Origin of the sequence: Legionella sainthelensi, from assembly GCF_900637685.1 — a bacterium.
In the GTDB taxonomy this organism is placed as follows: domain Bacteria; phylum Pseudomonadota; class Gammaproteobacteria; order Legionellales; family Legionellaceae; genus Legionella; species Legionella sainthelensi.
Genome location: NZ_LR134388.1, coordinates 3,501,370 through 3,515,973 on the forward strand (window position 1 = coordinate 3,501,370; position 14,604 = coordinate 3,515,973).

Sequence of the window (14,604 nt, forward strand, 5' to 3'; positions counted from 1 at the left end):
ATAGTTATTCCTTAAGATCTGATCGTCTAGGAAACCACTAGAAAATTTATTTCCTGATTTTCTACTAACATACAGTGATTGACAGGTACATCAAACCATTCGGAATTAAATGCTGATAAGCGCTCTGAAGCAACCAGAATCATTGGTGAGTTTTTAATTTTTTTTAACCCCGGGCGTTGAGCATGACGTATTAATGAACTTTCTGTAAGATAATGAAGGCTTTCTGGTTTGTGGCGCTTTGAATTACAATATCGAGAAACGAGCATGCTTGTGCCATTAGTTAAACAAACATTAAAATAAGATGGCTCTGCATTACTACTATATTGTTTGCTTAAGTCATTAACTATCTTTAGGGTTTCCATAAATACAGCCGCCACTTCTTTTATTTGAGAGAGATCCCTATTCTTAGCTAATTGCAAAAACAAAGCAAAAAGATGCTCAGAATCGGTTTCGCCCTGTATCCAGTGATAAATATCATCATCTAATAGATGCCTTAGATGTCGTTTAAGTAAAATAAAATCATGTATCGTCCCATTATGCATGAACATCCACTCTCCATGGGTAAATGGGTGACAATTATAGGTTGTCACTCCACCTGCACTTGCAGCTCTAACGTGCGCAAAAAAACATGGAGATTCAATTTTGCAGCATAGATGAAGAAGGTTTCTGTCATTCCACGCCGGATATATTGAGGTAAAAAGACCGGGGGCTTTACCCAGGTGAGGAACATACCACCCCAACCCAAAGCCATCGCCATTAGTTCTAACATGAGATTCTTTTGCATGTAAACTTTGCATAATCAGTGAGTTTGAAGGTTTTACCAATACATCTTCCAGCAGGACTTTATGCCCCATGTAGGCTACCAAACGACACATATGTCACCCTTGACTAAACAAAGATATTTATACCTAAATTATAGAACCTAATATTTTAAAAAAAAGACCACAAACACTTAGGAAACAATCCTAATATTTTTAGTACACTCATCTCATACTTATTTCTGGATTTTCTTTTTCAGCAATAACTGTCTTTAGGTAATTTACTCAGCCAAGAAGACAATTAAAAACCCAATCGATCATTTTTAGATCAAAATGTGCTACAATGTCTCGTTTTTATTAAAAGGAGACTGTATGTCAACGCAAAAAATATGTGCCGCCTTAGCAACTGGAAAACATTGTATTGACGCCAGTCATCTCAAACAGGAGCAGATGATAAAATATGCTGACTCTGCGAAAAATGCTATTGTTAATCGTACATTAGACGATGGGAGTGAAGGCATGGTTGCACATGCTTTATGGCAAGTGCTTGAGCCCCAAAAGGAGAATAGCGGTCAGTTTAAATTAATTGAAGTCACCAACTTGCAAAGTCAAGATTTACCACCTTCAAAAAGACCTACGGCTCGTTTAGTTCCCCAAGAAACTTTATTTAGTGCACAATGGTTTACCCAATATGAAATGCCAGCGAGTGCCACGGATGGTAGTTCAAATGCATTTGGAGGGTTTGGAACCATTAAAATGTCATCCCATGATGCGTTACCTATACCTGTTGTTGATGCGCTTTATGCACCAGATGAGTTTTTAGCAGCATATGGCGTTAAATTGGTTCATTTAACCGAATCCACACAAATTGATTTTGGAAAAAGTGCTGATTTGATGTTATTTCAATATGATGTACATACTGAGTATTTTGACAAATATGTTAAAACACCCAAGGGTGGTGGAGTATATCTCGAAACACACGATGACTTTCCTCATTTAGCCATACCATTGCATCCATCTTGTGGCGGCTCTTATACTGTTGGAAGACAAATTGCTACCAATGAATATGCAATTGTTTCCTTTAAAATCAAGTATGGGTGGGCACTTGTGATTGCGCCGGGCGCTATTCATGACGATGCTACATTAACTGGTCCCCATATTATTGGGTTAACAACCAATGTAGATGCAACACACGTAAATACAGCATTGATGCGAACAAAAGATGGCCGTCTTATGGATGCGGTGTTGATAAATCCCACTTCTGAACGTTTGTCAGGTGATGGCATTACCAGCATTAAGGAATGTAAAGCATTGTTGTTTGCACAATCCAAAATAGACAGAAAAACCAATTTAGAAAGTCTAGCCCGGTCTGCTGACAAACATCCTGAAAAAGAACGATTACAAATTTTAAATTACCTAAAATCGTTGCCTCCAGAGACATTGTCTGAGCTTCGCCATCTATCTGATACAGCTCAAGAAGCCTACGATCAGACCTTAGGGCTTGTATTATTCCAATAAATGGTTATGAGGTATTGTCAGACAATTTCTCCTGACAATATCAAATAAATCATGTGATAAGAATTAAAGTTGACAAATAGAAAGAACAAATTATTCTCATAGTGAGTAATGAATAAGTCATATTACTTTCATTTGCATCATAAAAACCAAAAATGAAGTTTGGTATTACAATAAAAGGAATTTAAACATGTTAAAAAGCGTCGTCAATACTGCAAAAGCAAAACAACCAATCGCGACTACGGGTATGTTCGCTCATACCTACTATTGGCTAACATCTCCCTCGGGAGACCAAATATATCAAAATCCTGCCTATGAGAAGGAGCAAAACCAAGATAGAGAAACTGCAATTTACTTTATTCATGGTACAGCCGATCAAGCTTCAGCCTTTCAACTTGTTGCAGACCGCTTAATTCAAAAGGAACTTCCTAATGAAATTTCCACCTTAAATCTGCTCTCTTTTGATCAGCGTTATCAGGGAAAAAGTATCGTGTTTTTTGCAGAGCAACTTAGAGAAAAAATAAGGGCAAACCAGCATCAACGGGTCATTTTGATTGCTCACTCGCGAGGAGGGTTGGTTGCTTCTTATTTTGCAGAATTTTTGGCAAAACAAGCGGGTATTGAAGTACCTCTCATCATGACAATAGGTACACCATTTAATGGCTCATATCTTGCAATAAACCTATTGTCCTGGTTTTCCAATTCAATAAAGGAAATGAAAATTGACAGTGACTTTCTGAGCAAATTAAAGAAAAAAATAATGGGAGAGTCATTAAGTAGCTATCATTTTTTCATCGCGACAGAAGATGCTATTGTACCTGGAGAGTCTGGATTTATTCAGGAGTATGTCAAAAATCATCCAAATTCGCTAACTATTTTAGATAGGCACGGCCACCTTTCTGTGATGTCTTCTCATCGATTGGTATCTCATATTGCCGCTTTGCTCAGCACACATTTTCATTCCCAGGTTAATTCAGAAGTAATCGTTTCCAAGCTGGCAGAATACACTTTGATTGAAAATTATTCTTCCTAACTAGATGTTGACAATTTACGCAAAGTTGCCTATTTTATGGACTGATTCTGAGTCATCAGATTAAAATTTTTAGGAACATCTGAGGTACGCGTAGGCTGCATGAAAATACCCTCTATAGATCACTATTGGATCATGCCGAAATGGTTATAGATATTAAAAACTTAAATAATTTTTTAACAATTTTATTATTAAATTATCGATCAAAATAACACCTTAGTGTATAATTGTTGTTCTTTTGTCTTAATGAGATAGCTTATTTCGAGTTATCAAAAAATGGAGAGTGATATGCCCGAGTTTTTCAAAAAGTCAAAAACACCTAATCCTAAAAAGAATTTTTTCCAAAATTATGCGGACCATCTTAATTATCTAGAAGAAGAAATTAAAGAGGCCTGGGAAAAAATGCAAAAGACAAAGACGCTGGAAGAGCAATTAAATTTAATTGGTGATGAAGCTTTAAAACGCCTAAACATTTTTGAAAAACTACGCGACGGTCATGATTATATGGATGAAGTCGTTGGCGCAACAGCACTACCGGCAATGGGAATGATTGTTTCAATTGCTTCATTTGCTGCTGCAGCATGGGAAGGCGCTCACGCATTAGCAATTCATTTGAACTTAGCAAAAAAAGATGGCGAAGATCACAAAGAAAATGCAGGAAACTTATTATTACTTTCCGCTGCAAGCTTTGTTCTTTCCGTCGCAAGCTTCCTCAAATCGGCGCTAAGTATGATCACCAGACCTATTATTACCGCTGTTTGCGGTTATGCAAAACAAGATACCGTTCGTTTCCATAACGATGAATCTGTTGAAGGTCTTGTTGCTAGAATTTAAATAGAAACCTTTATTTCTTCAGCCCGGATTAGGCAAAGCCGTAATCCGGACTACATCGATACATAACGCATTACTCATACGTTCACGTAATGAACACACTGTCGTAGCCCAATTTTTTCAATGACGATGTAAAAAAGAACAAAAAATATTTTGTGGATCATAATGTTTTTTTAAACCAATCCAATCTTCATATCGCTCTTCAAAATGGTTTTTCCAAAATTGTGTTTTTGGGGATTCCCCTAAATACCCAGAAAGATAACGTTTCCCTCCATTGGGCAAAAAAATTGAGTCCAAATATTGAATTGTTTGCAAACAGCCAGGAATGAATGCTGGGGGCAGCCCCGGATTTAAGATCATTAAAGCAAAAATATCATTACTTTTAGGAAGTTGTAAAAAGCCTGCCGGAGAAATAGAGGCGACCGCTGCAATATGAACTACAGAAGCATAGTGTATGGGTAAGGTATCCAGCAATGCATCTAAACTCTCTAATTGGGAACCCGGTATAAAACACTCATACCATGGATGTTGTAAGTCCCATTGCCCTGCAACTTTCATTGCAGTAAAACGTGGATCATGGCGATGTAAATACGAATGCATCGACTCATCTTGAGTATGTAATAAGCGCCAGGGGCGTAATTCTAAACTGCTGAAATCCGGTGCAAACTCATTATACTCTAGAGAAACATGAATCGCATAAAGCCATTGAGCAAAAGGCAGGCGGCCTGTTTCTGATAATTTTGCTCCTTGTATTGCGGGTGTACAAAAAGATTCTAAAAAATCAGCTTTCGTTCTGCATAAATGTAAATCATGAAGCCAGCTTTCTTTATCAAGATAAACTAAAAAAAAGGTTCTGACAAAGTTGCAACATGATCTTAATGCAATACATGCTTGAGTAATAAGACCAAAACGTCCTTGTCCACCCAAACAGGCTTGCATTAGCGAAGATTGGCTATCAACCTGAATTAACTCTCCATTTGCCTGGATTATTTTCAACGAGTTTACATGTGCAGTCACACTTCCGTATTTAAATGAAGAAGCACCTATACCTCCGGCAGAAATCACGCCACCAACAGACAAATTGCAATTATTAGGTACTACATAAGGAATTAATGATTGTTGCAATGTCTTTTCTAATAAAGAACTCCAAGAAGCATTTGCTTCAACCCATATGGAATGAGAGTCTACTTCTGATACGGAGTCAAAGTGTTTCATATTAAGAATTACTCCTCCGGGTACTGTAAGAGATTGTCCAGATTGACTCATTCCATACCCACGCAAAGTCACAGGTAATTGATTTGCATGAGCATGTTGTATTAATAATTGCGCGGACTCTGTTGTTTTGGGTTCAAAGACAGCTACTGGATTCGAGTGAGTAAGCTTACCAAAATCGTCACAAAATGAAGCAAGCGTCTGCTCATCATGGAGCAGCGCTTGCCCTATTTTTTTATTACACTGCTTTATCTGAAATAAATTCCACTTGTTCTTTGTTTGCGGCATCTTGAAAATTCCTTTGTTTGGCCAATTCGAGTCTTCGATTACAAGCAATGATTAATCCATCAAACATAGTGTTAAATGCATCGTAACAACGGTCAATCATTTTTAATGCTTCACGTCGTGTATGGATAGGTACTTGTCTTGAAAACAATGAGCGTTCCATTTCCTCCTCAAACAAGGCATGTGCCATTTCTACTTCCAGATGTGAGGTAGAAAAATATTTTAGGTTCTTATCATGTCCTGTTTTTTTCATCTGTTTTGATACTTTTTCAAAGAAAACATGACCAGAGGATTCAATTGTTAAAAGAAGAACAATATTCAGAATTTCATCATTTGCTTTATAAACTTCAGCTAAAATAGCGTAAGCAGCATCACGAGTTAATTGACTTTCTTTACTATAAAGCCAACTGACATCATTTGTATCACATGTTGGTTCTATATTGACTGCTCCCATATATTTTTTGTCATGCAAAAACCATTTTTCATGGCCAGCATCTTCAAGCCTATGATGGCGAGCCACTTTTTTAAGATAAGGGTCGCTAACTCGCTCTTCATTTATTCTTAAAATATCTTGGAAAGTCATTGCCCAAAAAGTAAGTTCGGGGACAAAGTAACTTAACTCTTCTAAACTGTTCAATTGTTCCAGTATTGCAAAAAAAGGATGATCCATGAATTCTTGTTGTTTGGAATCAATATAATCTTGTATGATTTTCATAATACATCTCCATGCGAAATAAATTTGTTGGACATTATTACTAATGCATCTTGCATACCAACTTTTTTATTCTTTATTTTCAAAAATCACTCAAAAAGCAATATTCATGGTCTTTTTTTTGTAAGATTCAACCAAAAAAATGGATAAAATGACAAAAAAACACCTCTCCATGTCAAAATTTTGACAAAGCAATCCCCTTGAATTTTCTATTTAATTTAAAAAAATCAACTCATGTTAGTCAATTTTTTGTCATATTGTTTCAATTTATTCTCCACTTGATTCCAATTAATATCCTCAATCCTCTCCACGTTGTCACATATTGAATTTAAAAATTGCATTTGCAATTCTCCATGAGCCTGGGCTTCAGCATAAGGCGTATTAGTAAACATAACCAATACATGTTTTGAAACATAAAGCCTTGGATAGCGATGCATCAGTTCCTGTTCCAATTGTTTTTTTAAGTTAAATCGCTTATCTCTTATGTCTGTTTGGATTTCATGAAAATTATCCATCGACATTTGGGCAACCGCATCAGTATTTACTTTTCTGGATTGATAAAATGCGGGCATCACTTTTGTCCAATCATCTTTATATTGATCTAAAAGTTCATTTAAGATACGACAATCTTCAAAAGCACTATTCATCCCTTGACCAAAAAATGGAACAACTCCATGCGCGGCATCTCCTATAAGCAAGCATTGATCTTGGTAATACCAAGGATCACATTTAATAGTACTCATATTTCCAGTTGGATGCCTTGTGAATTCTTCCAGCAACTGGGGCATTTCGGGAAATGCATCAGGAAATGATTTTTTAAAAAACGCTTTAATTTTTAATTCACTATCTAATTCAGCGAAACTATTTTTACCCTCACAGGGTAAAAATAACGAGCCCGTGATTGATTGATTCAGATTTGGGTTGCCTAATAGTAAAAAAGCATCCCTAGGCCATAAGTGTAAATGTTCATGAATTAAATGAGTTTGTCTTGGCTCCCCGATAGAGAGCTCTTTATAACCATAAGGTAAAAAAGCACGCGATGCTTTAATGAGGCCTTTTGCTTTTAATTGTTCACGAACACAGGAGTTTGCCCCATCTGCTCCAATTAAACAGGAGTAACTTTGCTTTAGAATCGTATTATTTTTCAATTCAAAAATGGCAATTTTTCGTTCCACATCTACTTCAGTGAGCTTGGTATTAAAATGAAAATGAACTGCAGAAAATTTTTCAGCTTCATTAAGCAATAATTTATTTAATTCATTTCTTTGTATGGCATTAATGTATTCGTCTTGATGTCTACCAAAGTACTGAAATTTAATTTCTCCATTAAGTTCATGAATGGCTCTTGCATGCATAGGAACCATGAGTTGTTCTACCTTAGATTGGATGCCAACTCCTGCTAAACCAGTGATGCCGCGGCATGAAAGAGCGAGATTAATCGAGCGTCCATCATCCATTTTTATTGAGCGTGGATCAGGCCTTGAATCAAATATCTCAAGTTTGTATCCTCTTTTTGCCAAATAAAGGGCCAGTAAAGTCCCAGCCAAACCTGAACCAATAATAGTAACTTCTCTCATGCCAATCTCCTTGGGCTAAGCGTAGCCTGGGTATAGTGCAACAAGCCCCAAAATAATTTCCAGCACAAAATACCAGGGGTTGCTGCATTGCTCCTAGGATATGGTTTTATTACAGTTATATATTTCTATGTCTCTAGAAAATACTCACAATAAGTTGCATCTTTATTTTTACAAGCAAAAATCATACCGACTTTGAAAAAAGTAAGAAAATGGAGAAAAACTCAGATATGTTGAATGATAAAATTTTTTAAATCTTCTGCTTTTTGAGGGGTAGTAAAATAATATCCTTGTGCGTAATCGCACCCATGTTTGGCAATGAATTCAAGTTGTAACTCTGTTTCCACTCCTTCTGCCAATACTTCCAAGTTTAAGCTATGGCCTAGATTGATAATTGCTCGTGTAATTGCTGCATCATTTTCACGATTTACTAATTCATTAATGAAGGATCGATCAATTTTCAATCGATCAACAGGAAATTGTTTCAGATAAGATAAGCTCGAATATCCGGTTCCAAAATCATCAATTACGAGCTTGGCTCCCATATCCTTCAATTCATACATGGTTTCAACAGCATGTTTGACGTTATCAACAAGCAAGCTTTCAGTAAGCTCCAATTCAAGATACTTGGCAGATAGGCCTGTTTCAAGAAGCGTCTTTTCGATGATTTCAGATAAATGAGCTTGACGAAATTGGCGACCAGAAATGTTTACTGCCATCGTTAAATGGCTATATCCCTGCTGATGCCACCTAACCAATTGTTTGCATGCTTCTTTTAAAGCCCATAAGCCTATATCCAAAATTAAGCCATTTTCTTCCGCCATACTAATAAACTCAGTTGGAGAAACATCTCCTAAAATATGACTATGCCATCGCAGTAAGGCTTCAAAACCAATAATTTTATTGGTTGCTAGATTGATAAGAGGTTGATAAACCAGGTTAAATTCATTCCTTTTCAAGGAGTCGCGCAAAGCATTATCAAGCTGCATGCGATTAATGACGCGCATATTCATTTCTTTATCATAACTACGATAGGTATTGCGACCACTATCTTTTGCATGATACATAGAGAGATCTGCATTTTTCATCAAAGACTCATAATCATCACCATCCTTAGGATAATAACTGATTCCTATACTGCCCGTTATTTTTAAATTATGTTGATCAATACGAATGGGGTTTGCAATCGATTTTAAAATTTCTTCTGCTTTTTGTTGTGCTTGCTGCTCGGTAGCAATATCGTGCAATAGAATAACAAATTCGTCTCCACCTAAGCGACATACTGTATCAAAATCATTCGTTGCAATAAGCAAACGATTAGAGACCGCTTGTAAGAGTCTATCCCCAATACTATGACCTAAAGTATCATTTGTCATTTTAAAGTGATCTAAATCCAAGAATAAAAAAGCTAAGATAGATCCCTTTTTTTTGGCTTGTAAAATTGCTTGATCCACGCGGTCGATTAACAAAACTCGATTGGGTAGTTCAGTAAGTGAATCATGAGTTGCCTGTTGAATCAATTGTTGTTCCATTTCACGACGTTGAGTCACATCGTTAAGAATACAGATATAATGTTTGACATTATCAAATGAATCTCTGACCGGAGCTACGCTTACTTCAGCCCAAAATATCTCTCCGTTTCGCTTGAAACATTCAATCTCGACTGTTTCCTCACGTAATTCTTTTATGGCAAAATTAAGCCTTTTATGGCTTACATGTTCTACTTGACTACGATGAATAAAAGATAGGTTTTGTCCTAATATTTGTCTTTCACTATATCCAGTTATCCGTTCAAAAGCCTTATTCACATAAATAATGGGCATATTGGATTTGGATATGTCGATAATTGCTACACCAAGGGTACTGGCCTCAATAGCACGCTCTCTTATTCGCAGCTCATCTTCTTCCAGCAATTTCTGCGTAATGTCTCTAAAGCTATATACCCGTCCTACAATTTCAGAACCAATGCGTTGGGGTTGGGTGAATCGCTCAAAAATTCGCCCATCTTTAAAGTGTAAAACTGGAAGCTCTCCTTGCCATTCTGGGTTTTCATAAAGGTACTTTACATCAGCAATGACGGTTTCTGGATTACTTAATTGCTGTAAAATATATTCAAAACCAATACTTTCTGTTCCTGATTCCAGCATATGGGAAGGAATCCGCCACATTTCTACAAATTTTTGATTCCAGTCCACAACTTGTCCCTGCCCGTTGACCATCATGATGCCATCAGCCGTAGATTCTAGAGTAGCTCGTAGTAGAGATAAGGATTTTTCTAATTCTAGATTTTTTTCAAGAATGTCATGGGCTTTAATATTAATATTCTCTGAAAGCGGCATATTAATAGACCGCTGAAACTCTGGTTGAGTGTGATACCATTTTTCAAGTAACGAAGAAAGGTTTGGTGTTGGCGAAATAATTCCTAACTCTTCGCATACATTAATAAGTGAAGGATCTCGACCTTGCTTTTTAACTTTTTCTGCGGCTTTGGCAACTTTTTGATAGTCTATTTCCTGTCTTGCCATATTCCCTCATTCCCTTTACAGCATACAAATTAATTGGACGCAGCTTTATAAGCCCATTCTTAATTAAGTATATACCTTGAATTTAGTTTTTGCTGAACTGAGATTAGAAAATACGGTGTAACTAGAATTCCCGCTTTTTTTGCGGGAATTAGGGAATAAGTATTACTTTATTTTTTTTGCAGTTGCTGGACTTGGCTGTTTACAGTTTGAATTTGTGTTTGCAATTGGCTTTGTGTTGTTTTTATTTGATTTTGTAACTGAGTGTTCATTGTTTGAATTTGTTGTTGTAAATCAGCTTGCACTTTTTTAATTTGGGCTTGGAGTTGCGCATTGAGTTGTTGTATCTGCTGTTGTTGTTGAGTTTGCATTTGTTTCATCTGGTTTTGAATTTGTGTATTAAACTGTGATAGCTCATCAGCAAAGGCAGTATTAATCAAAAAGACAGTACAAAGAAGTGATTTTATTAGAATTTTCATCGTCTTATTCCTTTAGGTGAAAAATTAACGGAGCATTCTACTTTAACCTAATCGTCTATGGTTGGCTAGATTGATTACATAAACTTTTAATGAAATACACCCTAAAATAAGTGTTATTTCAAATACAGTTGGCGATGCATTGCTAAATATTGATCAATCATTTGTCTTGAAAGGCTTATAGGTTTTGGTAGTTGCGGTAATTTTTTTATAGGAAACCATTGTGCATCTTCAATTTCAATAGCATCTATTTGGATCTCACCATGACTATACTCAGCGAGGAATCCAAGCATCAAATTACTTTGAAACGGCCAAGGTTGAGAGGAAAAATAGCGTAAGTTTTTAATTGTGAGTCCTACTTCTTCCTGTACTTCACGTACGACTGTATGCTCCAGCATTTCTCCTGGTTCTACATAACCGGCTAAAATACTGTAAACTCCAGGTAAAAAGTGAGGAGATCGTGCCAGTAAAATTTCATCGTCTCGCCAAATTAATACCAACATCACTGGAGCAATTTGGGGAAAAACCAATGAATTGCATGTGGGACATACTTTCGCTCGCTCTGTAATACTCGATTGAGTTTTATGGCCACAATAGCCACAAAATTGCGTACTTTTGTCCCAATGTACTAATTGTTTTGCACGCGTTATCAATCGAAATAACTCATCATCTTCTAAAATTTCATGAGATTGACGAACAGGCTGAAATTCCATACCAGGGGGTAAAACTGAGGGTTTTTGAGTAATCTCTACAGAAAAGCAAGGAATTGCACCATAAACTCCTAAATAAATTTCACGTTCGCGGATAAGATTAAGTTCATTAATAGTGAAAAAACGAGGGATGGAACTATTTTTTAATAGAAGTTCATCTCCGTGGAAAATGAACCAAAAGGCCGCCTCAGTAAATGAAGTGGGTGGATGAAGCTGTGAAGTAAATGGTTTCGTCATGATTGAGGCTTATACTTGGTACTCTCATGTTAAGTGTATCTATGACTTTAAAGGTGGTCAAATCCATCTTTGTCACAGGATATCAATTAATGCAACCCTTTTATGAGGAAAAAAAGGAGATAAACAATGACATTTATGAATAATTAGCTATAAAATAATAGGTTAACTTTAAAACTCAGAGAAAAACATGAAAATGTCAAAATCATGCGTCGTCTTGAGCTGTTGCATCATTTTATTTTCTATTTCAGCATACAGTATTACTGAAACCGTAACCCAATCGGAATCAGATAGCGCAAGAATTGCCATGCTGGAAAAAGCATTAGCCCCCCTAAAGGTAGATGAAGTTGCAGCTTTATTTGCTAAAGCCAATAAAGATCGCAATGGGGCTGTGCAATTTATGCTGTTTTCCAATCCATTAAAAAATAAATATACAGATCGCTGGCCGAATTGGGTTTCAGGTGTTTCTAGTCCATGGATTACTTCTTATACAATAAAAAAAGAAGCGCAAAGCAAGAGATCCTGGAAATTTACAATAACGTATCAATGGGAAACTGCCTCTGGTCCATTTCAGCCCTCTTTAGTACAGACCATAATAGTGGCTCCCGTCCCTAAAAATACAAGCTCATCGCAAAAGTATTGGATCACTCAATTTAATGAACATTAAAAATATGTCTTGAACGAACAATTTTTAATAACGCTCAAGTGATGTAGAGATACTATAATTATTTCAAGTACTCATTTAAGGAATAAATAATGTTTAGCGGAGAGGATTTAATAAAAGAGGATTTTCAAAATATTTTATATCGGAACGGACTTTCTGCTAATGAATTTAAAATCACCATACAGAATGGCTCAAGTTACGATCCAAACCAAATAGTTGGCACGCAGGTTTGGATAACTATAGAAAAAGATTCTATAAAAAAGCGATATGGATTATACCGGGCTAATTGGCCAGATGATTTTGAAACAGACTTAAAAAATGGTTACTTTAATATTTAGGAAGCAGAACCACATGGCTTATTATATATTGAAGAATAACCTTAGCGTAATAAATACTCTAAATGAATTAAAGATATAATTGAGAAATTAACTGTCGTTGCTGTTAACCTATATTCTGTTTCGACTTACATATGTTTTAAACCGGGATACAATAGAGAGATTTCATGAATATGATGAGGGGAACCTATACTACTTCTATCCCGGAGAAACCACCTCTGTGGCGAGTTTTCCTGCCCCCTATTTTTCTATCTTTGGTTTGTATTTTGATTAGATACCAAACCAATTTACTTCTTTTCCATACGCTTGCTGAGTTGGTTGCTGTATTTATTGGACTGACTGCGATGATACTAGCAACCACCACTACCCAATTTATAAAAAATCAGTTTGTGATTTTAATTGCTCTTGCGGCAGGTTGGACTTCTGTCTTGGATATAGGCCATATTTTAGCTTACAGAGGGATGAATTTGTTGCCTCATGGAGGCAATAATCTAAGTACTCAGTTTTGGATATCTGCTCGTTTACTGCAAGCGATTACCTTTCTTTTAGCGACCTATTTTTTTAGACATACGATAAAAATTTGGATTATTAATCTTTGCTTTTTAGCCACTGTTTTATTATTTTTTATAGTCATATATTCAGGCCATTTTCCAACAGTTTACATTGAGTATTTTGGCTCCACATGGTTTCAGGCGTATTGTGAGTGGGGAGTTATCATTATTTTTATCACAGCATTGATGCTGCTTTGGCATGAAAAAATAATGATGACGAAAGAGACATTATATTACATGTCCTTATGCATCATCACCTTGATAGCGTCATTATTCATGTTGTCCTATTATAAAAATTCTTATGATTTCGAATATTTAATCGGTCATTTACTAAGGATATTTTCATTCTGGTTTATATATATCGCTTTGGTAGTGGAAACTTTACGTAGGCCTTTTGCAATATTAATACGCACAGCGACTACCTATAATAATATTCCTGATCCTACTTTTACGGTTCAATCTGAAGGAATTATCATTCAAGCGAATAATGCCGCTGAGAAATTTGCCCATAAAAAAACTACGGAATTAGTAGGATTATCATCCCATATGCTTTTTCATAATAAATCATTAGATCCAAAAGATTGTCCTGTTTGTTGTAAACTTTCTACTTCAAGGAACAAATATACCGTAGAATTTGAGACAGAAAAGGGGATCTGGTTAGAATGCAGTTTGTCACCTATAAATTGTGATTTATTTCCTAATTCGTGGGTACAAGTAGTTAGGAATATTACTTTTCGTAAGGTACTTGAAAAGGAACGGAAAAAGTTAATGCACGATTTAGGCGAGCGTGTGAAAGAACTCAGATGCTTATACACGATTTCAAATTTAATTGCTTTAGGTAAATCGAGTAAAGAAGAATTACTACGCGGAGTAGTTAATGCACTACCTAAAGCGTTTCAGTTTCCAGAATATATGGTTGCAACAATAGAAAGTACGTGGGGGAATTTTAGTTCGGAGCCTAATGCAAAAAAGTTACCTTATCAGTTGGAAAAGGAAGTGATAATCGATAATGAGGTCGTTTTAAAAATAAGTGTATTTTATTGTGTTCAACCTCCCATATTACGAACCATCTTTTTATCCGAAGAATCTGCTCTTTTAGACTCAGTAACAACACTTTTACAAAATACCCTTGAGCGATTTTGTTCGGAAAACAACGAATAAAAAAATTCTCTGTACTGGACAAAAAATTAAGGAA

At 36.1% G+C, this 14,604-nt stretch carries 13 protein-coding genes; 6 read left to right on the top strand and 7 right to left on the bottom strand.

Features of this window, described 5'->3' with window-relative positions; all coding sequences use genetic code 11:
• Window positions 1–26: 26 nt before the first annotated feature.
• Complete coding sequence (locus tag EL220_RS15375; protein ID WP_027272151.1) at window positions 27–875, bottom strand: class II glutamine amidotransferase; 849 nt, start codon at window positions 873–875, stop codon at window positions 27–29.
• Window positions 876–1,130: 255 nt separating this feature from the next.
• Between EL220_RS15375 and EL220_RS15380 the strand changes: the two genes are divergently transcribed.
• From EL220_RS15380 to EL220_RS15390, 3 genes are all read left to right on the top strand, one after another.
• On the top strand, window positions 1,131–2,276 hold the full coding sequence (locus EL220_RS15380; protein ID WP_027272152.1) for a hypothetical protein: 1,146 nt from the start codon (window positions 1,131–1,133) through the stop codon (window positions 2,274–2,276).
• Between the two features lie 187 nt (window positions 2,277–2,463).
• Window positions 2,464–3,306 (top strand): alpha/beta hydrolase, encoded by an 843-nt coding sequence (locus EL220_RS15385; RefSeq protein ID WP_027272153.1) that lies wholly within the window; start codon window positions 2,464–2,466, stop codon window positions 3,304–3,306.
• Window positions 3,307–3,579: 273 nt separating this feature from the next.
• Complete coding sequence (locus EL220_RS15390; RefSeq protein ID WP_232002496.1) at window positions 3,580–4,137, top strand: hypothetical protein; 558 nt, start codon at window positions 3,580–3,582, stop codon at window positions 4,135–4,137.
• A gap of 117 nt (window positions 4,138–4,254) precedes the next feature.
• Here EL220_RS15390 and EL220_RS15395 read toward each other — a convergent pair whose 3' ends face one another.
• The 6 genes from EL220_RS15395 to nudC form a co-directional block, all read right to left on the bottom strand.
• Window positions 4,255–5,634 (bottom strand): FAD-binding oxidoreductase, encoded by a 1,380-nt coding sequence (locus EL220_RS15395; RefSeq protein ID WP_027272155.1) that lies wholly within the window; start codon window positions 5,632–5,634, stop codon window positions 4,255–4,257.
• Entirely contained in the window at window positions 5,585–6,346 is a 762-nt protein-coding gene (locus EL220_RS15400; RefSeq protein ID WP_027272156.1) for a hypothetical protein, read from the bottom strand. Before EL220_RS15400 ends, EL220_RS15395 begins: the two co-directional genes overlap by 50 nt.
• Before the next feature lie 224 nt (window positions 6,347–6,570).
• Window positions 6,571–7,920: an FAD-dependent oxidoreductase gene (locus tag EL220_RS15405; RefSeq protein ID WP_027272157.1), complete on the bottom strand. Its 1,350-nt coding sequence runs from the start codon at window positions 7,918–7,920 to the stop codon at window positions 6,571–6,573.
• A 221-nt stretch (window positions 7,921–8,141) separates the two neighbouring features.
• On the bottom strand, window positions 8,142–10,442 hold the full coding sequence (locus EL220_RS15410; protein WP_027272158.1) for a bifunctional diguanylate cyclase/phosphodiesterase: 2,301 nt from the start codon (window positions 10,440–10,442) through the stop codon (window positions 8,142–8,144).
• Between the two features lie 167 nt (window positions 10,443–10,609).
• Window positions 10,610–10,918, bottom strand: a complete 309-nt coding sequence (locus EL220_RS15415; RefSeq protein WP_027272159.1) for a hypothetical protein — start codon at window positions 10,916–10,918, stop codon at window positions 10,610–10,612.
• A 113-nt stretch (window positions 10,919–11,031) separates the two neighbouring features.
• Complete coding sequence (gene nudC / locus EL220_RS15420) at window positions 11,032–11,862, bottom strand: NAD(+) diphosphatase (RefSeq protein ID WP_027272160.1); 831 nt, start codon at window positions 11,860–11,862, stop codon at window positions 11,032–11,034.
• Window positions 11,863–12,049: 187 nt separating this feature from the next.
• On the opposite strand from nudC, the gene EL220_RS15425 reads away from it, so the two are divergent.
• From EL220_RS15425 to EL220_RS15435, 3 genes are all read left to right on the top strand, one after another.
• Complete coding sequence (locus EL220_RS15425) at window positions 12,050–12,526, top strand: hypothetical protein (protein WP_027272161.1); 477 nt, start codon at window positions 12,050–12,052, stop codon at window positions 12,524–12,526.
• 89 nt (window positions 12,527–12,615) lie between these two features.
• Complete coding sequence (locus EL220_RS15430) at window positions 12,616–12,861, top strand: hypothetical protein (RefSeq protein ID WP_027272162.1); 246 nt, start codon at window positions 12,616–12,618, stop codon at window positions 12,859–12,861.
• 164 nt (window positions 12,862–13,025) lie between these two features.
• Window positions 13,026–14,570 carry an MASE3 domain-containing protein gene (locus EL220_RS15435; protein ID WP_027272163.1) on the top strand — a complete coding sequence of 515 codons (1,545 nt, stop codon included), beginning with the start codon at window positions 13,026–13,028 and terminating at the stop codon, window positions 14,568–14,570.
• Window positions 14,571–14,604: the final 34 nt, after the last annotated feature.

Coding starts and splice junctions, on each gene's coding strand:
- EL220_RS15375 (WP_027272151.1), bottom strand. CDS start 875: ATGTGTCGTTTGGTAGCCTACATGGGGCATAAAGTCCTGCTGGAAGAT.
- EL220_RS15380 (WP_027272152.1), top strand. CDS start 1,131: ATGTCAACGCAAAAAATATGTGCCGCCTTAGCAACTGGAAAACATTGT.
- EL220_RS15385 (WP_027272153.1), top strand. CDS start 2,464: ATGTTAAAAAGCGTCGTCAATACTGCAAAAGCAAAACAACCAATCGCG.
- EL220_RS15390 (WP_232002496.1), top strand. CDS start 3,580: ATGGAGAGTGATATGCCCGAGTTTTTCAAAAAGTCAAAAACACCTAAT.
- EL220_RS15395 (WP_027272155.1), bottom strand. CDS start 5,634: ATGCCGCAAACAAAGAACAAGTGGAATTTATTTCAGATAAAGCAGTGT.
- EL220_RS15400 (WP_027272156.1), bottom strand. CDS start 6,346: ATGAAAATCATACAAGATTATATTGATTCCAAACAACAAGAATTCATG.
- EL220_RS15405 (WP_027272157.1), bottom strand. CDS start 7,920: ATGAGAGAAGTTACTATTATTGGTTCAGGTTTGGCTGGGACTTTACTG.
- EL220_RS15410 (WP_027272158.1), bottom strand. CDS start 10,442: ATGGCAAGACAGGAAATAGACTATCAAAAAGTTGCCAAAGCCGCAGAA.
- EL220_RS15415 (WP_027272159.1), bottom strand. CDS start 10,918: ATGAAAATTCTAATAAAATCACTTCTTTGTACTGTCTTTTTGATTAAT.
- nudC (WP_027272160.1), bottom strand. CDS start 11,862: ATGACGAAACCATTTACTTCACAGCTTCATCCACCCACTTCATTTACT.
- EL220_RS15425 (WP_027272161.1), top strand. CDS start 12,050: ATGAAAATGTCAAAATCATGCGTCGTCTTGAGCTGTTGCATCATTTTA.
- EL220_RS15430 (WP_027272162.1), top strand. CDS start 12,616: ATGTTTAGCGGAGAGGATTTAATAAAAGAGGATTTTCAAAATATTTTA.
- EL220_RS15435 (WP_027272163.1), top strand. CDS start 13,026: ATGAATATGATGAGGGGAACCTATACTACTTCTATCCCGGAGAAACCA.